12 protein-coding genes are annotated in these 23,112 nt (G+C 44.4%); 4 read left to right on the top strand and 8 right to left on the bottom strand.

Annotation, left to right across the window (positions count from 1 at the left end; genetic code table 11):
- Positions 1 to 14: 14 nt before the first annotated feature.
- Both AC4II3_RS01525 and AC4II3_RS01520 read right to left on the bottom strand, forming a co-directional pair.
- Complete coding sequence (locus AC4II3_RS01525) at positions 15 to 1,553, bottom strand: MBOAT family O-acyltransferase (RefSeq protein WP_488006582.1); 1,539 nt, start codon at positions 1,551 to 1,553, stop codon at positions 15 to 17.
- Positions 1,554 to 1,894: 341 nt separating this feature from the next.
- Positions 1,895 to 4,999 (bottom strand): DUF1574 family protein, encoded by a 3,105-nt coding sequence (locus AC4II3_RS01520; protein ID WP_488006584.1) that lies wholly within the window; start codon positions 4,997 to 4,999, stop codon positions 1,895 to 1,897.
- A 281-nt stretch (positions 5,000 to 5,280) separates the two neighbouring features.
- Here AC4II3_RS01520 and AC4II3_RS01515 point away from each other — a divergent pair, with 281 nt between their 5' ends.
- Positions 5,281 to 5,523: a hypothetical protein gene (locus AC4II3_RS01515; RefSeq protein WP_488006586.1), complete on the top strand. Its 243-nt coding sequence runs from the start codon at positions 5,281 to 5,283 to the stop codon at positions 5,521 to 5,523.
- A 24-nt stretch (positions 5,524 to 5,547) separates the two neighbouring features.
- On the opposite strand, the gene AC4II3_RS01510 is transcribed toward AC4II3_RS01515, so the two are convergent.
- The 3 genes from AC4II3_RS01510 to AC4II3_RS01500 all read right to left on the bottom strand — a co-directional run bounded on the left by AC4II3_RS01510 (position 5,548) and on the right by AC4II3_RS01500 (position 9,423).
- Complete coding sequence (locus tag AC4II3_RS01510) at positions 5,548 to 6,600, bottom strand: pentapeptide repeat-containing protein (protein WP_490722759.1); 1,053 nt, start codon at positions 6,598 to 6,600, stop codon at positions 5,548 to 5,550.
- Between the two features lie 324 nt (positions 6,601 to 6,924).
- Positions 6,925 to 7,947: a porphobilinogen synthase gene (hemB, locus tag AC4II3_RS01505; RefSeq protein WP_287266181.1), complete on the bottom strand. Its 1,023-nt coding sequence runs from the start codon at positions 7,945 to 7,947 to the stop codon at positions 6,925 to 6,927.
- Between the two features lie 312 nt (positions 7,948 to 8,259).
- Positions 8,260 to 9,423, bottom strand: coding sequence for an RRXRR domain-containing protein (locus AC4II3_RS01500; RefSeq protein WP_488006592.1), 1,164 nt, complete (start codon positions 9,421 to 9,423; stop codon positions 8,260 to 8,262).
- Here AC4II3_RS01500 and AC4II3_RS01495 point away from each other — a divergent pair.
- Entirely contained in the window at positions 9,422 to 9,733 is a 312-nt protein-coding gene (locus tag AC4II3_RS01495; protein WP_490722758.1) for a hypothetical protein, read from the top strand. The genes AC4II3_RS01500 and AC4II3_RS01495 overlap by 2 nt on opposite strands.
- Positions 9,734 to 9,772: 39 nt before the next feature.
- On the opposite strand, the gene AC4II3_RS01490 is transcribed toward AC4II3_RS01495, so the two are convergent.
- Both AC4II3_RS01490 and AC4II3_RS01485 read right to left on the bottom strand, forming a co-directional pair.
- Positions 9,773 to 10,399, bottom strand: a complete 627-nt coding sequence (locus tag AC4II3_RS01490) for a class I SAM-dependent DNA methyltransferase (RefSeq protein WP_488006594.1) — start codon at positions 10,397 to 10,399, stop codon at positions 9,773 to 9,775.
- A 185-nt stretch (positions 10,400 to 10,584) separates the two neighbouring features.
- Entirely contained in the window at positions 10,585 to 20,049 is a 9,465-nt protein-coding gene (locus AC4II3_RS01485) for an amino acid adenylation domain-containing protein (protein ID WP_488006595.1), read from the bottom strand.
- Positions 20,050 to 21,030: 981 nt separating this feature from the next.
- Between AC4II3_RS01485 and AC4II3_RS01480 the strand changes: the two genes are divergently transcribed.
- Together AC4II3_RS01480 and AC4II3_RS01475 are read left to right on the top strand one after the other, a co-directional pair.
- A complete protein-coding gene (locus tag AC4II3_RS01480) occupies positions 21,031 to 21,369 on the top strand; it encodes a CU044_2847 family protein (RefSeq protein WP_075896425.1) in 339 nt (112 codons plus the stop codon).
- 19 nt (positions 21,370 to 21,388) lie between these two features.
- Complete coding sequence (locus AC4II3_RS01475; RefSeq protein WP_488009280.1) at positions 21,389 to 22,282, top strand: S1 family peptidase; 894 nt, start codon at positions 21,389 to 21,391, stop codon at positions 22,280 to 22,282.
- A gap of 21 nt (positions 22,283 to 22,303) precedes the next feature.
- Here AC4II3_RS01475 and AC4II3_RS01470 read toward each other — a convergent pair whose 3' ends face one another.
- Positions 22,304 to 23,041, bottom strand: a complete 738-nt coding sequence (locus AC4II3_RS01470) for a hypothetical protein (RefSeq protein WP_488009282.1) — start codon at positions 23,039 to 23,041, stop codon at positions 22,304 to 22,306.
- Positions 23,042 to 23,112 lie beyond the last annotated feature (71 nt).

The raw sequence follows: 23,112 nt of genomic DNA, 5'->3' as shown, positions 1-23,112 counted from the left end.
AAAATAGTTTAAGTTCAAAAATCGAAATAAATGTAAGGCAGACCACTCTGAGGAGCAAACAACCAAACTACGTAGAGACCTACTGGCACCAACAACAACTTCACCGGCCAGTTGAGTTGTAATTTCAGACCCCTTCGGATACTGTAAACCCCAGCCATTGAGGCTGCTAAGCTAACTAACAGGATAAGCACCCAGAAGCGTTCCATACCAATAGCGGTTAAGTAGACTTTTTGACCAAATTGGATGTCAGCTGGGTGACCCCAGAGATTCTGGATGACTAAACTGGCTTCTTTGAGATTGGGGATGCGGAAAAAAATCCAGGCAGTAAACACCATAAATTGGGTCAAAAACCAGCTTACCAAGACCCCTGGCCAACTTTGCCACCAACGTTTTATCCCATTTCTATTTTCACAGAAAGCTTCGGTCAAGCGATGAAGGACTAACGCTAGACCATGCAAGCCACCCCAAGCTACAAATCCCCAAGCTGCTCCATGCCAGATACCAATAATGACCATTACAATGAATAGATTAACGCAGGTACGAGCAACCCCTTTACGGGAACCGCCCAAGGGAAAGTAGAGATAGTTACGGATCCAATCCCCTAGAGTGATGTGCCAGCGACGCCAGAAATCGGCAATGCTGATACTGAAATAGGGAAAATCAAAGTTTTCTGGAAGATTAATGCCCAGTAACACTGCACTACCACGGGCAATGTCTACATAGCCGCTGAAATCGAAATAGAGTTGTAAACCGTAGGCAAAGATAGCTAACCATAAATCTCCACTACCAGCCCGTTCTATATTGCCAAAACACAAATCAACAAAAATCCCAATGTGGTCCGCTAACAGTGCCTTTTTAATCCCACCAGATGTAATCAACCAAAGTCCTTCTGTTGCTTGGTCAAGATTTGGAAATTGTAGGGTTTTAAGTTCAATGGCAAACGGATGATAACGAGTAATTGGGCCAGAAATAAGTTTAGGAAAAAACAACTTATAAGCAGCAAACTGGAGTAGATTACGAGTGGCAGGAGCCCCACGATAGACATCAATGAGATAAGCAATACCCTCAAAGATAAAAAACGATATTCCTAGAGGCACAATTAAGTTATCCCTAATCCAATTAGCCCCATCTTGGGCAATGGTAAAGTTAGGAATTACTGCTAAGTTGGACAAGAGGAAAGGAAGATACTTGAAGCCTAGCAAAAATATAATATTTAGGAAAATACCTAGGCACAGTAGTCTTGACCGTCGGTTATTCCAAAAACTATCAGCCAATAGCCATTCTTCATTGGAGAGATGATAATTAGTAGCATGGGAACCAGCAACTGTATTCGTCCCAAGTGCTTGTCCAAAGTAAAAATTAATTAGGGTAATCAATACCAACAGGGGAATGTATTGGATTTGTAATGAAGCATAAAAGATTAGACTGCTAATTACTAAAACCAAAAGTTTTAGTTTGGGAGAACCTGTGGCAGCTGTAGAACGTTGCACCAACCAGTAGATTCCCAAAACTGCTAGCAAGAAACAGCTGTAGGTAATCGAAATAAATGACATAAAGATAAAAGATGAAGGATGTTCCTCTGATACCGTTACCGTAGGGTAGGCTGAAGGGTTAATATCGTTTTCGTTTGAATACTTATAGCGGTTTGCGTAATGGTTGCGTATAATTACAAATCTTGACGATTGACGACTGACTACTTGTGGTTAGGGCATCGAACCCTCATAACTTGTCTGGGGGAGTCCATGTATCCCGCCACTAAAGCTTTGCCTATAGTGGGGGACTTATAGCTCCCCCAGACCCCCTCACTAGTTAATAAAGTTGGCAAACCGCTATATACTTATTGGGTTTTCGTCAATTTAAAACTGATTAATCATTAATTATTAATCACTAATCACTAATCACTAATCACTAATGACCAAGGCATCATTGGATCTTTAGCCAACTGGTTAGAAACTTGGTAAGCACCATAGCGGTTGAGATGGCTGGGGTCGGAAAAGTAGTCATGTTTAGTTAGCAACATTTTATTGAAATCTCGGAAAATCAATCCCCCTTCTAAATCAAAATTGTACATGTATAGCTGAAATTGTTTCTCATATTTTGTCCGAACTGGATCTAAATATTCTTTAGTCAAGGGTAGGTTGACCATAACGATACTAAGGTCATGCTTTTGGGCAAATACCATCAAATTTCTTAGGGCTTTGTCTTGCTGACCTCCTAGCTGAAAATACCGGTAATCACCATCATAAATACCGGGAACTTTAGGATGTTTTTGGTAGTAGGTAGCGGTGTTAAAACGAGTTGACAGGGGCAGGAAGCCATCAAAGTCAATTTTCCAGGTTGGGGATAATGTATTTTGAGGCTTTTTGGCAGTCTCGGTTGTGTCTGGTTGCAGGAACTTTTCTAGGTCAACCAACTTTTCCTGTAACAAAGATTTGAGCTGGCTTCGGTGAGGATAAGTTAACGAAATTTTGGCTATTGATTGATTTAGCCAGCCACTAATGAACTGATAACTATCATTCAAAACCTCTAGAGGTTGGTCTGTGGCATCTGTCGGTAATGGCGGTTCTTTAGTGCGGTTCGGAAAAACTCCTGCCATTAGAGCTTGGTAGCCTGGTGATGCGATAATCGAGTTGTAGGTAGCATCAACTCGACCATTGTTAAAGGCTCTGACCCCATCAGCCCAAATTATCAATTTAGGCAGTTGCTCCGGAGTTAAGACGCGCCGAACCATGAAGTCTACTACCTGAGCTGTGGCACCATTAACCCCAAAGTTAAAGACGTCAATGTCAGGATAGCCCTGTTCTTCTAAGGCATCTTGGAGGGCAATGGGATCGATTCCCCGCATGGCCCTGGAACTCCCCATAATCAGTACATCAGGGATACCACTCTGAAGCAGGCGTTGTTGGTACAGAGCTAGCTTTTCATCTAACATCTGGTTATTGAATGAAGGATTGGGCGATCGCGCTGCGGCCAGCATGGCTGCCATGGTGGCATTGCCGTTTTCATTCATAATCACCATGGTATCTCCAGGAGCAGTAAACCCAGAGGTGTTGAAGTTTTCAGTCCCGAGACCCGCCCCTTTTTGCAAAGATAGTTGGGGCAAAGCAATGGGTTTGGGTGATGAGTTAGTGACTGCCTTTACTTCTGCTGATGGTGAGGCTTGAGACTGTAGGAGCTCACTAAAACGCCAATCTGTGATCAGTGTTAGTAGTAATCCTGCTACGCCCCATACCATGGCTACTGCTACGCCTTGGATAGATAATTTCCCCTTTGCCTGTCTCTTGTCTGAGAAGGCTGCCATGTCTTGGTTTTCTACAGTGGGTACAAATAGCTGAGAGTAGCATAGTAAACGCTGGAGTATGTAAGCTACACCATCAACTGCTCCTTTTAAACCCTGGTTGAGATCGTCGTGGGTTAAATCACGACGCAGTACTGGTTCCCCAGTGGGAGTTACCAAATCACTCAGGTAGGCATCTGAGGCAGCAAACTCTGGGGTAGCTTCTGGGACTAGACGCTGTCGATGAACAAAATCAACTCCATAGTTCCAGGAGGGGGAGGTAGCACCAGCCCGACGTCCATAGAGCCGCAACCCAGTAATTTCCGACATAGCCAGCTGCTCTAGGAAGCGGGTAATTTTTCGAGTGACCTGAGATTTTCGAGGACAGACCGTTGCCTCGCTCATGATGTGCAACAAGTCTTGTTTACGGCGAATTTTAACCCTTACTCCACCTGTTACCAATCGTTGGTCAATGTCGGGATTAAGTAAGCGCTCCAACAAAAAGGTCAAGGCATGGTGATGGCATGTTTGGGCTAAGGAATAGGTGGATTCTCCTAAACTCTGGTGGTCTGCTGCTGGTAAGTTTAGCCAGTGAATCCAGGCTGGGGATTCGGTTTCTGGCAGTAAGGAATTGTTGGCAGGTTGACCCTTGTTTCCAAAGGGGGGTTGGAGAGAGTCAGCTTCCTGAGACAGTAATGTTTGACTAGGAAACTGACTTGACTCTACACCATAAATAGTTGCACCATGGATTCCTTGAGGAGCGATTAAATCCAGTACTGAGGCAATGGCACTGACTACAGTTTCTTTTTCTGGGGCAATAGTTTTCCGGCGGTGAATGAAGCTACAAAATACATGTAGGGTGCTTTCTTTAAGAATGGCTCGAACGGTTATTCCCACCGCTGCCAACCCCTGATTTAATAACCGCTGGATTGCTTCCACATCTCCCCAACGAGCCCATTCCTTCAGGACTTGTTCTGGAGGGGTCAAATCCACTCGCTGCTTCCAATCAGGAGTGGCTTCACCACTTACCTGAAAGCAAATGACGGCATCTCGAAACCCTTGGAGTTGCAAGGAATGTAACCGGTCGATGATGGGCTCAGATAGTAAGGACGGATCTGGGCTGTAGTTAGAATTACAAATTATCCAGAGCCGTCGGTTAGGGGGTGAAGGGTGAAGGTTAGAAGTTGCCCCGGAAAATCTTCTAGCTTTGGAATCTTGATTTTGGATCCGGACTTTAACACTGACACCTAGGTAACTGAGGGATTCACTGAGATAACGAGCGATCGCATCTGGAGAACCAGAACGGGCAAGACTTTCGTTTGAGACAGTTAGGTCCGCATCAGTGGTTATGGCATCGAAAGACGTCTGGGAAGATTGGTTAGAAGCATGAGTGGTATCATCGGTCGGTAGTTTGATAGCAATTTGCTTAATCCAGTCTGGACGCTTCTGGCCCACTCGACGTCCATAAACAATTATTTGATAGATCGGGTTTGCTAGGTCTAGGGGAAACTGAACTTCTCCCTGTTGCAGTTTCAGGGCTTTGATAAGGCGGTTGACCACCTTATTTGCTTCTACTCCCTGAGGGTGTTCACACAGAATGTGCAAATTATTCCCTCGCAAACGGATTCGTATGGATAACCCGGGTTGCCTAATGGCACAATAAGCCCACTTGGCAAGGGAGGACGGAGGAGCTTTTGGGAGACGCTGATCGACATCCAACATCACAAATTGATTAACTGGACTGGTAACGGACGAATGATTTCTTCATATCTTAGATGCTCGCCTCGATTTAAGCACAATTTTCTCAAGACTACTGATTTGTTGGGCAAATAAAATTAATGTAGCTGACAATATAGGTTGGAATCCTCACTGACAGGACTACATAGCAATTGGTTCTCAAGTCAATACTACTCCGGTAGCAGCCCATTGCTGTGTAACTGCTCAAGGGAACTGATGTTAAATTTTCGGCTTTGTTTAGTTCATTTGTACTAAAAATAACCCAGATGTCTTCTTCTAAACCCGAAATACCAGAAATCAGGTCTGCTGACTTCTTTAATTTAGAAATGCCCACAAAATTCTTTGTAAGTCTAGGGACTGCTCCAATGCTCTTAGGTATACTCTCAATACAAGCTATGGGTTCATGGTTAGAAACCACAGGTATTAGTAGTGAAGAAGTGTTTCGAGGGCAGAGATTGCCTGTTCTCCCGTTCCCAGATTTGGAAAAGGATGATCAAGATGATCAATAGTTGAAATTTAATTCAAATTTGCTCCTAGTCGTGGATACTGCCATCGGGCAAAACTGCCCCCCTTAGGTTTGCCCCTGTCAGTTTCACCAAGAGCTTACCATTAGAACCCACTTTAGCTCCACTCATGTCAGCTCCACTCAAATCAGCTCCACTCAAATCAGCTCCAATTAGATTAGCCTCTCGTAAGTTAGCCTTACTGAGGTTAGCTTGAAATAAATTGGCTCTAAATAGATTAGCACCTTCGAGGTTAGCCTCGGCAAGATTGACCCGATGGAGAAAGCAGTCTTTTAGGTTAGCCTGACTTAAGTTAGCGGATTGCAGATTCCGATTTGAGAAGTCTCTTTCTTTGAGGTCTGCTCCTCTAAAATCAGCACCACTCAAGTCAGGAGGAGGTGTGGGAGTCCGAGTTTGGGCGGGAGTGGATGGCTGGGTTCTAGAGTCAGCAGGGGTCTTAGGAGTCCGAGGTTGGGCGGGAGTGTATGGTTGGGCTCTTGATTCAGCAGGGGTCTTAGGAGTCCGAGGTTGGGCGGGAGTGTATGGTTGGGCTCTTGATTCAGCAGGGGTCTTGGGGGTCCGAGGTTGGGCGGGAGTGTATGGTTGGGCTCTTGATTCAGCAGGGGTCTTGGGGGTCCGAGGTTGGGCGGGAGTGTATGGTTGGGCTCTAGCGTTAGTAGGGGTCTTGGGAGTCCGAGGTTGAGCGGTCGTCGATGCTTGGGCTCTAGATCGTTCTGGTTGTTTGTATTTGTAATAGTTTGGTGGGTTTGGCTGGGCTGATGGTGGTGGTTTTGGTCTTGGATTTGAATTACGATAATTCCGATACTGTGTTCTGCCCCTAGCTTGTTTTTGTGAAGCAGTGGGTGATTTATGATGCGATCGCAATTTTTCTCGTGCCTGATTGAGTAACTTAAGTTTTTCTTCAGCTTTTTGCTTGAGGCGAGGATTATCCTCAGGAACACGATCGGGATGCCAAATAAATGCTAAATCCTTGTAAGCCTGGTTCACTTCTTCCGGTGATGCTCCAGGCTCCAGTTCAAGAACTCTATAGCATTGCTCTAGCTCATTTTGCTTCACCACCATATTATGTGTAACCTAGCGACTTTTGCTTTCTCGACTCTAGACTATCAACTATAGGCTTGCTTGTGTTTTTCGTGGGTAGCCTACAGACTACCGGTTACAGCCGAGACTTTATCAATATTAAGCCTAATGATATCTTCTTTATTTATCACCTATCAGTTATCAGTTATCAGTTATCAGTTATCAGTTACCAGCTAATGCGCTACTTGAGGTGCTATCAACTATCAACCAAAGACCACGCTACTTGAGGTGCTATCAAGTATGAGCTAAAGGCCAAAGGCTGACGGCTGATAACTGACCGCTGAGCGCTAACTACGGTTCAATGCCTTACTGCAGGATTGTAGCTACTTCTTTGGCAAAATAGGTCAAAATTAAGTCAGCACCAGCCCGCTTCATGCTAGTCAGGGTTTCCATCATGACTTTTTTCTCATCAATCCAACCATTCTGACCGGCTGCTTTAATCATGGCGTACTCACCACTAACGTTGTACGCAGCAACGGGTAAATTAGTATGCTGTCTAACCCGGTGGATAACATCCATATAGGCTAAGGCTGGCTTAACCATCACCATGTCTGCCCCTTCTGAGATATCTAAGTCAATTTCTTTGAGGGCTTCAAGGGCGTTAGCGGGATCCATTTGGTAAGTCTTCTTGTCACCAAATTTAGGAGCTGAATCTAGGGCATCCCGGAATGGACCATAATAAGCGGAGGCGTATTTAGCGGAATAGGCCAGAATTCCGACATCAGTGTAGCCTTCACCATCTAGAGCTTTACGAATTGCACCAATGCGTCCATCCATCATGTCGGAAGGCGCAACCATATCTGCCCCTGCTGCAGCTTGAGATAGGGCCATTTTTATCAATACTTCGACGGTGGCGTCATTTAGGATAGTGCCATCTTCGGTGACAATGCCATCATGACCATCACTGGAAAAGGGATCAAGGGCAACATCGGTAATTACCATCAGCTCTGGAACTTCTTGCTTAATTGCTCTGATGGTGCGTTGGATTAATCCATCAGGGTTGTAGCTTTCAGTACCGGTAGCATCTTTCAAGTCCTGGGGAATGAGGGGGAAAAGTGCGATCGCATTAATCCCCAGCTCAAATGCCTCGGTTACTTCTTTGAGCAATAAGTCCAGAGAATAGCGGTAACACCCTGGCATGGACTTAACTTCTGGTTTTAGACCCTGACCTTCCATCACAAATACTGGATAAATCAGGTCATTAACCGTCAGTTGAGTCTCTTGGACCATCCGACGAAAGGCTGCTGTACGGCGCAGACGTCGAGGCCGATGGGTTAATTGGAGTTGGTCGGAAGCTATTGACTTGTCAATCAAGTTGGGTAAGGACATAGTGAATCCGGTAGTAGATGTGAACTTGAGTTAAGTCTGTTAAATTCGTGAAGTTCATTATCAAGCATTTTGGTTTCAAAAATTATTCTGCGCAATAAAACTTTGATTTTACCCGTTGACTTGACGGGTGACGCTAGGTTATCAGCGATTAAGGTAGTTGTTACTTAAGGGGAGTAAGGGATAATGGTGTTATCGGTCTGGGGGGAGATCAGCTGCACGGATTTGGGTTTTGGCAGTTCGAGGCAATCGCTGAGATCGTTAATTTTCTGAAACGAACTGGGATGATAACACCGAGGACACAAACAATTTTCATCAATTCTTCGCGGCTGGATACCCCACTCCTGCGACGGATGGGGAGGAAAGCCGCGCCTCCAATTTGTGGTTTACAATTAAGCCCGTTGAACGTTTTAGAAGTCGGACTTTCCGGGCTGTGAACTGTCCGATTCGTTTCCAATTGGCATCACTAACAGAAACTTGTCTAGCTGTTTCACCGCTTACCCAACCTCGGTAGGTTTTTCCGGCTTTAACTGCCTCAACATAGTCTCCTTTGCGAAAACCATGAGTAGTGGTTGTCCCACCGTATTTACGTCGTTTTCCACCTTTGGAAAATTGCAATAGATGTAATTGACGGCGACTTGTAGGGGCACGTCTAATTACGGAAAACACGGCATTAGTCAAATCGCAGTTTTCTGGGATACTCAATTTCCCGTTACGGTAATAGTAATTTTTGCGTCGGAAAAAATGAGTAGCAGCCAGAGCTATTCCATCTACTGCGTGAGTATTGACTGTTTGTCGGCTTTTGTCAGTTTTGTCCTTGATCAGCCCTAGTGCTTCTCTTTTTAAAGCAGTTTCCCAGCCTTCTCTGTGAGTCACTGGAGCTATTTTTTCTAATTGAGATATTGCCCAATATTGGCCTACCATCACAGGAGAGAACCCTTGATTGCCATTAGCTTTAACTACTTCGTAGACAATGGCATTTACTGGATACAAAAGACAAAGTTCTCTTGCCACTCGGTTTTCTAATTGACGGTTTGCCCGAATTGAAGGGGGCACTTTTTTGCCTATCCTGTTCGAGAATCTCTTTTGCCTATGAGACCTTTGCGAAAAAATTATCTTGCGGTTTATTCGACGGCTTCTACGAGTTCTTTCGGCGAAGCCGACGCTACGCGAACGCATCATTCGCCGAGTGTCCATGCGTTCTCGCACTTTTTTGTACGGGAGAATCAAATGCCCTGTCCAAAGAGTGACCTTATTTGATTGAACAGCAATGCCAGAAAAAAGTTTTCCAGGGTCAATGCCAACAGCAATGTCCTGGGTTTTTTCTCCAGACGGTTGGTTAACTAACTGAACAGCAAAAACATTTAGATCATTTGGGTAAATGACAGCTAAACCTTGATTGAGCCAACGACGAGCGCGAGAAGCTTTTGTAGGCATTAATGGCTTGCCATCAGGTGAAATAACTGGGACTCGTAACATGGTGATAAACCTCACGAGAAAAGTATTTGAGTCAATGACTCGTCCCCTCGACCACCGAATCCAAGATGTCCTGTCTTTAACAGCAACTGACAACACAGTTTTAAAGAGGTTCAGACTGGGGAAGAATCTGGACGTTTGTTCCAGAATTCGGCTCAATGGTCTAGTCAATCACGGCAGTTGCTTGTCTACCAAGCCCCAACCTCAACGAAGTAGGTTGGGGTTATTTGACATAACCAGATGTAATGAAAACCTTTGCCAGAAAGAGTTAGAAAGCGATCGCTTTCAATTAACTCTTTATACTGTAATTTAATCCTTTGTTTTTCTGTTTCTTAGAGTTTGATTTCAAGAACTAACAAACTTTATAGGCCCAGACTTGTAAATAAATATCTGGTTCGGCTTCAGGTAGGTTTAGAAATGGCTCTCCTTTTTCAACTAACGTCCACTTACCAGCAGCTTCTAGGGCTGGTTGCTTATCTTTAAAATCACTATTCTGGTAATAATCGGGACGAATAGTAAAAATAATATATCCCCCTGGCTTGGTTATACGAATTAGTTCATCAAAACCACTGCTGGGAGCATGGCCTAAGGTGAAAGTTCCGACGCTAATAATCCCATCAAAGGTGTCCGTTCCAAACGCTAAAGATTCGCCCAATATTCCTTGGTTAAGTGCGGTGTAAACGTTCTTTTTTCTCGCTTCTTCCAGCATCCCTGCTGAAATATCCATTGCCTCTAGATTGCCATATCCGCGCTGATGCAAAAGTTGCCCGACTAGCCCAGTTCCCGCCCCAGCATCTAAAATTTTGGCTTCTTTAGAGACATACTTGACCAAAACCTCGATAGCTGGTTCTGGTCCGGTATAGTTCTCGGGCAGCAAATCTTGCTCATACTCCTTAGCCCATACATCATACCTTTCGGCTAATTCTTGATTGTTTTGAGAACTGTAGACCAAATGTACGTTATCTGTTTTTTTACTCATTTGTTTGGCATTCCTTAGGGTGATCATGCATTATTTTGATCAGGCTACTAGTTATGTTAACTAGCTTTTTCATATTTATGAGGTACAAATAATTCTAGGAGGGGGGTTAGGCCAACATCTTGCCCAGATTGAGATATGACACTAAAACCCGCTCTCCAAGATAGACCTCACTCAAACGATAATTGCTATGATTGCTTAACTTTTCTAATCTGATCCAAATCACGTTGCAGTTGCTGAGCTACAACTAGAACTTGGGGTTCCATCATCATCATGAAATGGTTACCTGGAACAACATGCAATTTAACGGGTTGGGTAGAAAGCTGACTCCAGCCCCAAGTTGGATCTTCTAGAGTCATTGCTTCATTAGGTAAATAATCCCCTAAAGCACCAACTTCACTGGCTCGGAAGAAGTTAATCGGAGTTGAATCAATCTTCTGGGGTAGATAGCTCACACTGGCTTCAGTATTAGCCTTGTAAACTGCCAGAATTCGCTTCAACTCAGTTTCGCTCAACATCTGTCCAGCCTTTTGCAATTGTTCCAGGAGATAGCTCAGCTGTTGATTTGCATCTAGAGACTCGAGTATTTTTGGCGAAATCTTGAGGTTTTGACCCAAAATGCTTTCATAAATACTGGCTAGGTTGGTTATGCACTTGGTATTATCCCATTGAGCTGCATCTTTTTCTGGAGCCGGAACCTCTACCTGAATATCCATCATGGCCAGCAAAGATACTTCCTGTCCTTGATTCCGTAATTGTTGAGCCATCTCGAAAGCCACTTTGCCTCCAAAAGAATGACCACCTAATAAATAGGGTCCGTTGGGTTGAACTGCTTGTATAGCTTTAATATGGTGGGCAGCAATATCTGCCATACGAGTATAAGGTTGCAAGTCTTCTTCAAGACCGAGGGTACGCAAACCATATAACGGTTGTTCCGAACCTAGATGACGTGCCAACTGCTGGAAGTCAAAGACATTGCCAAGAATTCCGGAAACCAAGAATAAAGGAGGCTTGGAACCCTCGGGCTGAATGGGCACTAAGGTAGAAAGGAAGGAGTCGCTTCCAGTGGAGTTATTTTGGGTTGGTAGGCTTGGCGAATCGAGATCAGCAAGAAGTTCTTGGGATAAATAATCAACCATTGCCTCTATGGTTGGATAGTCAAATAGTAGAGTTGAACGTAGAGAGCAGCCCATGCTGGATTGGAGATGATTCCTCAACTGAACTGCCATTAGAGAATCCAGACCCAAATCAATTAACCTTTGCCCCAGTTCTATTTGATCTGGAGAACTTAATCCTAAGGTTTTAGCAACTTGGGTACGAACGCGCTCTACTAACAAATCCCGACGTTGGTTAGCAGGAACTGCCTGTAATTCTGTCTTAAAATCAAGATTTGTTTCCCTGACAGTAGTATTTACAGTAGTATTTGGTGCAACATCTTCATAGAAAGGTGGCAGACTGTGGAATTGCCGTAGCCACTTGTCCCAATCCACTGACATTACACCTACTTGTGCTAGATCTTGTTGAAGCAGTTGTTCAAGTGCAAACAATCCCTGCTTTGGAGCTACGTTTGCCAGCCCCCAAGCAGCTATTCGCCCCTGATGGTCAGTATTCAGTTTTGCCCCCATTCCTAGCTCATCCCAAGGTCCCCAATTAACGGTTAAAGCAGGTAATCCCAAGGCTTGACGATGAGCTGCTATGGAATCGAGAAAGGCATTAGCTGCCCCATAGCTCCCTAGACCGTGAGAACCTAATAAGGAGGCAATGGAGGAAAAACAGACAAAGAAATCCAAAGGCTGGTTTTGGGTAAGAGCATGTAGATTCCACGTTCCCTGCACTTTGGCAACCAGAACTTGGGAAAAGCCCTGCCAATCTTGCTGCGACAGTCCGCTGAACTCAACAACTCCAGCGGCGTGAACTATACCCCCTAGAGGAAGCGAGGATTGCTCTATCTTAGTTAGTAACTCGCTAACTTGCCCTGCATTAGACACATCTGCTTGGGCTACTACCACCCGAGCACCTGAGTTTTCTAGCTTTTTTAACTTATGCTCGATCGCTGGTTTAGGGCTACTTCGTCCTACTAGCACCAGGTTTTTTGCCCCTTGTTCTACCATCCACTGGGCTACCAGTAAACCTAAATCTCCTAAGCCACCAGTAATTAGATAGCTGCGATCGTTGTGGAACACCAGAGGCTTGTTTGTTTCAACAACAGGGGAGCGAGATACTAGCCTAGCTACATAACGAGCTTGGTTGCGAAATGCTACTTGGTCTTCTTTATCCTCTGACTGGATTTCTTCCCATAGGGTTTGGATCTCATCTACTGCTGGGTTGGGGTCTAAATCCATCAGGACGGAATTGAATTCTGGGTATTCTAAACCAATAACTTTTCCCATGCCCCATAAGGGAGATTGAGCCACTCCAGGTACAGCAGGATTTGCGCCCACTGGTTGCGCTCCTCGGGTAGCAAACCATAAGCGAGGAGGTAACCCATCTTGCTTCAGGAGAGTTTGGATTAGATATAAAGTACTGCCACAGCTAATGCTTGAGGCTAACTCTAGGTCAAGGGAGGAATCTAAGCTCCATAAATGTAGCACCCCATCAATGTTCGAGATTTTCTCCCAGAGCTGCTGATAGTGTTGAGGATTAGCAGGGTCTATCCTGAACGTTTGCTGAGCTATCTGTTCGTACTCCTTACCAGGGAAGACAACTGTACATCCCTGGTCTTGGGACTGGAGTAGGGCAACTAACTGCTGGCCAACTCCTTGACTATCAGTAAATATCAGCCAGTTTTTCGGCTTGAGTAGTGCAGAACCCTGACGCTCTTTGATACGCCACTCTACCTGATAAAGCCAATTGTCCAGAGACTTCTCGGAGGTTTTGGTCAGTGCTTCATGGTGGCTCGTTTTACCGTTACCATTACCGTTACCATTACCGTTACCATTACCGTTACCATTACCATTTGGGTGAGGAAGTAGTCCCTGCCGATACCAATCAGGAGCCTCTACCCAATAGCGCTGTCGCTGGAAGGGATAAGTAGGAAGTTGTTCCCGAGAGCGCCCATAGTCTTGATCAAAACCAAACCAATCTACCGATATTCCCTGGACATAGAGTTGACCCAAACTAGTCAGCAGCTGTTGCCAATCATCTTGTTGAGGACGCAAACTAGGAAGCCACAATCCCTGATGTTCCGGTAAACAGTCGCGACCCATTCCCAAGAGGATTGGTTTGGGACCAATCTCTAGAAATACTTCCACACCCTGCTGTTCCAAAGTATTCATACTAGCAGCAAATTGGACTGGCTGGAGAATATGACGACACCAATAACCTGGGGTTGCTATCTCTGCCGTTGCTACTTTCCCAGTAACATTACTTACAAGCTTAATTTGTGGTAAAGAAAAGCTGATTTGTCGAGCCACATGCTCAAACTCTTGCAGCATTGGCTCCATCAAGGGTGAGTGGAAAGCATGGGAAACCGTTAATTTCTTGGTCTTGATGCCATCAGCTTCCAGAGTGGTAATAACGGCATTAATCGCTTCGCGTTTTCCAGAAATTACGATACTTTCAGGCCCATTAATCGCAGCAATAGCAACATCTTTTTCATAGGGTTTAATGGCTGCGATCGCTTGTTCTAATGAAGCCATTAAAGAGACCATCTCCCCATCTTGAGGTAAAGCCTGCATCAGCCTTCCCCGTTCGGCAATCAGTTTCAAGCCATCTTCTAGACTAAACACTCCAGCCACACAAGCAGCGACATATTCCCCTACGCTATGACCCATCACTAAATCGGGTTCTATGCCCCAAGATTTCCACAATTGGAACAGGGAATATGCGATCGCAAATAAAGCCGGTTGGGTATAAGCCGTCTGATTCAGTAAGCAGTTATCAGTGCCTAGTGACTGGTCAGAGTCGGGATAAAGTACTTCTAGTAAAGATTGGTCTAGATAAGAGCGCAGGATTTGGTCGCAGTGATCTAGGGCTTCTCGGAAAGTAGGTTGGGTTTCGTAAAGTTGACGACCCATGCCCACATACTGGGAACCTTGCCCAGTAAACAGAAAAGCGATCGCGTTTGGTTTTTGCTGAGTATTTACTACACCAACCATCGATGGTGGGAAAGCTGCCAATTGTTCCTGTAGCTGCTGTAATGATTCAGCCACAACCGCTAAACGATGGTTAAAGTGTTTGCGTCCTGTATTAGCCGTAAAACAAATATTTGCCAACTCTGCATCTTGAGCACCATCAAGATAACTAACATAACGCTCTGTTAATTCCTGCAAAGCTTTCTGAGTCTTTGCCGATAAAGTCAAAATATGCCTTGGACGTTCCCTGTTCCCTGTTCCGAAGTCCCTGTTCCCTTCTTCCGGCGCTTCTTCCAAAACCACATGGGCATTGGTTCCTCCCATACCAAAAGAACTTACCCCAGCACGGCGGGGAGTTCCATTTCTTTCCCATTCAGAAAGTTTTGTATTAACGTAGAAGGGGCTATTTTCAAAATCAATGTTGGGATTAGCTTGTTTAAAGTGGAGCGTTGGCGGTATTTGCTTGTGTTTTAAGGCCAAGACTGTCTTAATCAGTCCAGCAATTCCTGCTGCTTCAATTAAATGTCCAATGTTAGTTTTTATTGAGCCAATGGCACAAAAGCCTTTTTTATCACTACTCTTGGCAAATGCTTGGGTTAGGGCTCCTATTTCAATCGGGTCTCCGAGAGCTGTTCCTGTGCCGTGGGTTTCTACATAAGTAACCGTACTAGCATCCACCTCAGCTTCTGCCATAGCGGATGAAATTACCTCTAGTTGACCTTCCACGCTGGGAGCTGTATAGCCCACCTTCAAGGCTCCATCATTATTAACAGCAGAACCTTTAATCACAGCTTGGATATTATCCCCATCTTCAATGGCTTTGCTGAGTAATTTGAGGATAACAATACCAACTCCATTCCCAAACACAGTTCCCTTTGCTTCAGCATCAAAAGCTCGGCAGTGACCATCGTCAGAAAAAATCATATCCTCTTGATAGAGATAGCCCGTCTTCTGGGGAACTGTAACCGCAACACCTCCTGCCAGAGCTATGTCACATTCGCCGCTTTGCAGACTTTGGCAAGCCATATGTACTGCCACTAGGGAAGTAGAACAAGCCGTTTGTACGTTAACGCTCGGCCCAGTTAAATTCAACTTGTAAGAAACCCTTGTGGGCATAAAATCCTTACCATTTGCTAACCTTACCTGAAGATCGAAGGCTGAACCTAAAAAGGTGCGTTGGGGGGAAAAACTGCGGCTAGGATGAACATTGTTGATTAAGTAAGTATTCATGCCCGAACCAGCATAAACCCCTACTGATCCGGAATAGGTTTGAGGATTGTAGCCAGCAGTTTCGAGAGCTTCCCAAGCACATTCTAAGAAAATCCGCTGTTGGGGATCCATAATTTCTGCTTCCTTGGCGCTGTAGCCAAAGAAAGAAGCATCAAACTCCTCAACACCAGGTAAAACGGCTCCTGCATTGATGTAGTTAGGCTGATTGAATACGGTGGTATCCTCTAATTCCAATTCCTGCTCACCAAAAAAGGAAATGGATTCAATACCATCTCGCAGATTTTGCCAAAATTCATCAATAGTCTTAGCACCTGGGAAACGACCAGACATGCCAATGATGGCTATTTCCGTTCCAGTAATGGTACGCCTTTTCTTTTGTTTACGGTCACTTAGAGTTAGTTCTTCTTTTTGTACCTTACTTAAATTTTGAGCCAAACGCTGTATGGTTGGGTATTGAAACAGCTTGACAATGGATAGTTGGGAGCCAAACGTTCCTGTTAATTTGTTATAAACCTGGGTCAGGAGTAAAGAATTTCCACCTAGCTCAAAGAAATTATCCTTAATCCCCACTACCTCTAACTGCAGAACTTCTTGCCATACCTTAGCTATAACTTGCTCTGTTTCTGACTGGGGCCTCACTAGAGCTGTCGCCAAATCGGGACGAGACCGGTCTGGGGCAGGAAGTGCGCGGCGATTTACCTTGCCATTTGGGGTCAGAGGCATTTCCTCTAGGGTCACAAAGCCAGCCGGAACCATGTAGTCCGGTAGATTTTTGTGCAAATAACGGCGTAATTCTGGTTCCAATTGGCTGGCTACTTGTCCTTGTAAGGGATTATTAGCATAGGCTGTCCAGGGTAGACCAGGAGATGAGGACATGGGGAACTTGGGTGCAGATGTGCCTTTTTGAAATAAAACATCATAGCAACCCTTAGTTTGGGAGTCAGACCAGTTAATGGCAATGGTATAAGGCAGTTTATCGCTTAATTCCCACCAATCTTCTGGTTCTATGGCATCAACCTTTAACTGTTGGAGATTTTTCCTTAGTTGACCTACTGTGGCAGTTTCTCCATTGTGCAGCAGTTCCAGAAGCTTAATTTCTTCAGACAATCGGCCATTAGGTACTCCCAATATACCTAAGACCTCTGGCTCTTGTGCCACCAGTATTTCCTGGATACAACTCAATTGGTTATCATTACCATTACCTTTCGCCTCTTCCCAGTTTAACCAGCTCGGCTCTGCTGTAGGAGAAATATCTTTACCGACATGAAGAATTGCATCATAGCGGAATTTGCTCATTTCATTCTGGTAACGCCCCCGCCTGAGCTGTATTTGGACGTCACTAATTTGGGGAAGATGTGCCCCCAAGGCCGTGAAAAAGCCCGGTTCGATGGCCATTTGCCCCTCTTGGACTATGGCTTTGCGCACTCGCTGCAGCAATTGCTTTTTGGTCAAGGAGCTGGGAGCTTGCTGCAATTGTATAGAGGCGTGGAACGCTTCTAACAAGGGCAAACTACGTACATCTCCAATGAAAATGCTTCCCCCAGGTTTTAGCAACTTCGCTGCGGTTTCAATCACGTCTACTAAGTAATCAATACCGGGGAAAAGTTGCACCACTGAGTTAATGATTAAGGTGTCAAATTCTCCGACCTCAATTTCCTTAATAGCTTTGTCAGCATAACCCTGGCGCAGCTCGACATGAGACCAATTGCCCTCCAATTTATCCATCTGTTCCTGGATATAGCGCAGGGCTTGGGGAGCAATATCTACACCGCAGTAAGAGGAACAGTGGGGAGCAACACGAAATAACAACATCCCAGTTCCGCAACCAATTTCTAGTACGCGGTTGGGTTTACAGGAGAGAATCCTCTCCACTGTCCCCTCTACCCATTCGCGCATGTGGGTAGCTGGGATAGGCGCACCAGTATAGCTGTCGTTCCAACCACTGATGTTGAAGGTGGGATCGGCTTCAGTTGCTTCTTGGCTATAAGCCAGGTTCCACAACTCTTGCCATTGCTCTTGGATAGCTTGGGCTTCGCTGTCGTCTTTCTCTTCACTACCTTGGTAGTTGGGATTGGGAACAATATAAGCTACCAGGCGTTTATCCCCTCCTGAAACACCATTGCCTTGGTTTTCCTGGGCAACAACGACACTTTGATTTACGCCAGCATGTCGGTTCAGCACTGATTCGATTTCTCCAAGTTCAATGCGGAAGCCGCGAACTTTTACTTGATGATCGATACGACCGAGAAACTCGATCTTGCCATCGGGCAAGTAACGGGCTAAATCTCCAGTTTTGTAGAGGCGTTCTGATTTTGATGGATCAAAGGGATTGGTAATAAATTTTTCTTTGGTTAAATCTGGACGATTACGATAACCTCTAGCCAGCCCTGCTCCACCAATGTGTAGTTCGCCAGCGACTCCAACAGGAGCTGGCATAAGATGGGCATCGAGGATATAGATTTGCGTATTGGCAATGGGTTGGCCGATTGATTCTGGAGCATCTAATCCTGCTTGGGATTCCCTGCCTTTAGCTACTTCATGGACAGTTGACCAGATAGTGGCTTCTGTAGGACCGTACATATTCCACAGGGAAGCTTTCCTATCTAAGAGCTGATCCGCCAGTTCTGAGGGTAACGCTTCGCCACCACAAAGGATTTTTAACCCTGGGATACCTTCCCAACCGGATGCTAAAAGCAAATACCAGGTGGCTGGAGTAGCTTGCATCACCGTAGCGTCACAATCTTTGATCAGTTTCCCCAACAACTGCCCGGAAGAAGCTACTTCACGGCTGACCAAAACGATCTTGGCTCCAACACTAAGGGGCAGGTAAAGTTCTAGTCCGGCAATATCAAAGGATATGGTGGTAACTGCTACCAGAGTATCCTGTGACCTTAATCCAGGCCGTTGGGCCATGGACGTTAAAAAGTTGACTACGGATTGATGAGGAATTTGCACTCCCTTAGGTTTGCCTGTGGAACCAGAGGTGTAGATCGTATAGGCTAAGTTTTCCGGCTTTACGCCACTATCGGTGTTTCCCTGGCTTTTTTCAGAGATGAGTTCCCAATCAGTATCTAAGCAAACTATTGTTAATTGTTCTTTGTCGGCAACTAATGACTCTTGATGGGTAACTAAGGACGAATGAGTCAATAATACTGGTGCTTGGGCATCTTCTAACATATAGGCCAAGCGCTCTTGGGGATAGGCTGGATCTAAGGGCACATAAGCCCCACCTGCTTTGAGGATTGCCAATAGTCCCACCAGCATTAAGTGCGTACGCTCTACACAAATACCCACTAATACTTCTGGCCCTACACCCAGTTCTTGCAAATAGTGGGCCAGTTGATTGGCTCGTTGGTTCAGTTCTCGGTAAGTTAGTTGTTCCTCTTCAAATACTACAGCTACTGCATCTGGGGTGCGTTCAGCTTGCTCTTCAAACAACTGATGGATACATTTATCTTGGGGATACTCTGCTGAGGTATCGTTCCATTCCACCAGCAGTTGCTGCCGTTCGGCTTCAGTTAATAGGGGCATCCTCGCAATGGATTGCTCTGGATTGGCGATCATTGCTTGTAACAAGGAAAGGAAATGCCCCAATATTCGCCTAATTGAGTCGGATTTAAATAACTCTGTGTTGTATTCCCAGCTTAATGTTAATTTTCCTTCTTTTTCTTTAGCTACCACCAGTAGATCGCACTGGCTGGTGTAGGCTGAGATTTCTTTGAGTTGTGCTTCACTAATTCCTGTCTGTGACAGAGGGAATGGTTGATCGCACCACACCAACATCACTTGGAAAATCGAGGCTTTTGCTAATTCTTCTGCTAATTCTTCATTGCTGTTCATCCCCTTGAGGACTTCCTCAAATGGGTAATCTCCATATAAGGCCGCTTCTTCAACGGTTTGGCTAACCCGCTTTAAAACTTCTTTCCCACTGATATCACTGCTTTCATCACTGCTTAGATCTGTCCGCAAGGCAATCGGATTAATCCTAACTCCACCCTTGTCTTCCCATTGCTGGGAGGTCTTCAAACCCCTGGTTTCTTTTAGGCTAGTTGCCACAGACCCGATAATGAGATCTTCGATGCCCGTATAACGTTGCCACAAAATTTTCAACGCGGTCAGGAGGACGCTAAATGGGCTGATATTGAAGCGATCGCTTAGGGTTTTTAGATCTTGGTAAAACTCTCTATCCAGCTTGGTAACTTCTGTTGCTACCTTTAATGATGACACCGATAAACGTGGATAATCTATTGGGATTTCTAACACTGGTAAACCCCCTGAGAGCCTTTGCTGCCAGTAGGTTCTTTGTTCGGTTATATGGATTTTTGGTTCAATCGTTGTACCTGTAACCATTACACAATCCCAAGTTTTTCAAACACTAGATACCTTAAACGATAATCAGAGATAAATCAAGGGTGAGCTCCTGAAAACTGCTCTCAAGCACTCAACTGATAGCAGGGCTGTTTGCTTCTCGTAAAAGGGAGATGGGGAGATTGTTATTAAGGGGAATTATCGGGACATGATATTACTCATTGGGTTGAAGCCAAACCGGGCATAGTTTCTGGTTGGGCTGCCTATTTTGAACAGCAGCTTGCTTGATAATTAGTTATGATAGAATAATTTTAACCTTTTATTTTTGACCCTGTTATCAACGGTAAGCATGAATTTGGCAATACTCTGTAGGAGCCGCTACGGGAAAAATTTCTGGTCAATAAATCTGTCCTAATCCTTGTCATCTTTTTCCCAGGTCAAATAACTCAAATGTGTTAACAGATGGAGTAATCCCATTAGGGATGTTTCTTGGGCCAGATTCAAACAAGTAGGTTTCCGAGATCGGAAGATCGGCAGTAGTGGGGGAGAAGTTAACTGTTGACCGGTGACGGTTCTTTGTCAGGGGTGAAGAGAGTGGTCACTTAAGGGGAGTATAGCGCTAAGCGCAAGGCAAGAGGCAAAAGGAAGAAGTCGGGTGCGTTAATGGTACGTTATTAACACACCCTACAATTAGACAAGACTTACGCGGTTAAGTTGATTTCGCCCCCCAATTCTGGCTCACAGGGGTAGGTTTTTAACAAAGACCTCAGGTGTGGGGTGTGGGTTGTGGGGTGTGGGGTGTGGGGGATAAGAAAATATACTTAATTGTCAGCCATGCAAAGCGCGAGTGGGGGAAACCCCCGCAGGTCGGCGCTGCATCGCTTTCTTATCCCCCACACCCTACACCCCACCCCCTAAACCCCACACCTGAGGTCAAAATCCCCCGAGCGAGGGATTGCTCGGGGGATTTAGGGGGCAAATGCGTAAGTCCTATTAAAATTCTTTATAGCCTCAATCATACTAATGAAAGAAAAACAGCTGGCTGAATTTTCTTTGTCCGATGGCACTACGTTCCTGGTAGAGGTGGAAGAACCAGAAAGCAACGCCATTGAACGGGTAGCTTTACCCTCTGGGAAGTATGTGCTTAAAGCTCAACAGTCCTTTGAAGAAGCACTGGAAAAGGTTAAACCTGTGGCGTCTACGATTATTTCTAAATTGCGTGACCTCGATACTCCTGCTGATCAAGTAGAGGTGAAAATTGGGTTGAAGCTCACTGCTGATGCTGGGGCAATCTTTACCTCTGTCGGTGGTGAGGTTAGCTACGAAATTACTCTGAAATGGTCCCAAGATAAATCTAAATAAGATAAATCTAAATAAGTCAATGGCGAACCAGACCACTAATTCCTTTGAAGGGTTTAAAACCTCTATTGTTAGAATCTATCATAGCAATGGCGCAGTTGTGGGAGCAGGGTTTTTAGTATCCAACGGCTATTTGCTAACCTGTGCTCATGTCATTACTGAAGCCTTGGGAATTTTACAAACTACTCAAGACGCTCCTACTGAAGCAATTAACTTGGATTTTCCTTTGATTGCTCCCGGTCAGAAACTAACCGCTAGTGTGGTGTTTTGGAAACCTGTTTCCGAGACTGAACTAATTGAAGATATTGCTGGCTTAAGGCTCAATCGTAAATTACCTGACTCTGCTCAACCGGTGCAGTTAGTGACAGCACAGAATTTGTGGAACCATTTGATTAGAGTTTTTGGTTTTCCCAAAGGGCATGATCATGGGGTATGGGCATCGGCAGTATTGCGAGACAAAAATGCCAAAGGCTGGCTACAAATAGAAGATATTAAAGTGCCTGGGTATCAAGTTGAGCCAGGATTTAGTGGTTCTCCTGTGTGGGATGAGGAGTTAGCAGGAGTGGTGGGGATGGCAGTAGCAGCAGAGAAGCGTAGAGAGAATGTTAAAGCCGGATTTTTAGTTCCTACTCAGGTTTTGAATCAATCTTGGTCTGAATTAGGGCAATTGGGGGAAATTTTGACTAATTCTAAACCGTTAACACCTGGAAAGCGTCGTCGCCTTCAGCAAAAATTGGAAGATTTACAACAGTCTTATGATAGAGCGAGAGAGAAACTCCGTAGATTGCGTAATGAACGTGCTATTGCCAACGACCCTAGCACTGAATTTCAGTTAGATATGGATATAGAAAAAGCACAAAGAGAACTTGATAAACTTGAGTTGCAGATTGAGGAAATTGAAGAAAAGCTTGGTTAAATTATGTAGATTATGATGTAATTAGCTTTCTAAATTTTTCTGAAAATTTATCTGAAAATCCAAGTTAAGAAATAGAAGTATACTACCAATAGTAATTCCAATTACGATAAATTGAGGTAAGGTCTGTGAAAGTAAGGAAACCCAAAAATCGTTTATGAAAGGAATAATATTCAATAATTTACTAAATATTGTTTGTAATCCAAAGACAATAAATAAAACTAAAAAACCGAAGAAAAATACTCTCCACCAATTTCCTTTAACTATAGAGCGACTATAAGCGAAAGCTGCTTTTCCTCTTTGGTCTCGGAGAATAAAAGCAAGCCCATAGTATTGATTATTGATGAGATAAATTATTCCTGGTATGATAAGTAGCAGACCTCGTAGCAAATAGTTAATACCAAATCGAAAACCTAGGAATAATAGCGGAACTAGGCTCGCCAATATTTTTTTGACTACACTCTGATAGCTAGTATTTCTTCCGTGAACATAATTTTCGGTAATAACCGATATGGCGATAAAATAGATACTTTGAACTATCCAAAAAACAAATAACCCAAGATACAATAATACCAATGATAATCCTTCAGGATTATTTTGAATCGGAAATGACACAGCTAACATAATTATCAGGAAAGGTAAATATATTGTAGAAAAGACCAGTAGGATAGGTTTCAAGTTTTTCAGATAAACCTCAAACCCCATTGACATTAATTCTATTAATCCGATTTTCCTACTTTGAAGTTCAGATAGAATACTCATATTGACTGTTCACTCAAAAGTTATTTAGAATCAAAACGCGAAATTGCGTGTGATTTAAGCGGAATTTTCGA

The sequence above is a fragment of the Moorena sp. genome, assembly GCF_982860115.1.
The sequence above is the reverse complement of the archived record's forward strand: the minus strand, read 5'-3'. Positions and strand labels throughout refer to the sequence as shown.

Excerpts from the sequence above, each read along its gene's own strand:
- AC4II3_RS01510 (WP_490722759.1), bottom strand. The coding sequence starts at position 6,600 with ATGGTGGTGAAGCAAAATGAGCTAGAGCAATGCTATAGAGTTCTTGAA.
- AC4II3_RS01500 (WP_488006592.1), bottom strand. The coding sequence starts at position 9,423 with ATGTTACGAGTCCCAGTTATTTCACCTGATGGCAAGCCATTAATGCCT.
- AC4II3_RS01475 (WP_488009280.1), top strand. The coding sequence starts at position 21,389 with ATGGCGAACCAGACCACTAATTCCTTTGAAGGGTTTAAAACCTCTATT.
- AC4II3_RS01515 (WP_488006586.1), top strand. The coding sequence starts at position 5,281 with ATGTCTTCTTCTAAACCCGAAATACCAGAAATCAGGTCTGCTGACTTC.
- AC4II3_RS01525 (WP_488006582.1), bottom strand. The coding sequence starts at position 1,553 with ATGTCATTTATTTCGATTACCTACAGCTGTTTCTTGCTAGCAGTTTTG.
- AC4II3_RS01495 (WP_490722758.1), top strand. The coding sequence starts at position 9,422 with ATGGTGATAAACCTCACGAGAAAAGTATTTGAGTCAATGACTCGTCCC.
- hemB (WP_287266181.1), bottom strand. The coding sequence starts at position 7,947 with ATGTCCTTACCCAACTTGATTGACAAGTCAATAGCTTCCGACCAACTC.
- AC4II3_RS01490 (WP_488006594.1), bottom strand. The coding sequence starts at position 10,399 with ATGAGTAAAAAAACAGATAACGTACATTTGGTCTACAGTTCTCAAAAC.
- AC4II3_RS01470 (WP_488009282.1), bottom strand. The coding sequence starts at position 23,041 with ATGAGTATTCTATCTGAACTTCAAAGTAGGAAAATCGGATTAATAGAA.
- AC4II3_RS01485 (WP_488006595.1), bottom strand. The coding sequence starts at position 20,049 with ATGGTTACAGGTACAACGATTGAACCAAAAATCCATATAACCGAACAA.
- AC4II3_RS01480 (WP_075896425.1), top strand. The coding sequence starts at position 21,031 with ATGAAAGAAAAACAGCTGGCTGAATTTTCTTTGTCCGATGGCACTACG.
- AC4II3_RS01520 (WP_488006584.1), bottom strand. The coding sequence starts at position 4,999 with ATGTTGGATGTCGATCAGCGTCTCCCAAAAGCTCCTCCGTCCTCCCTT.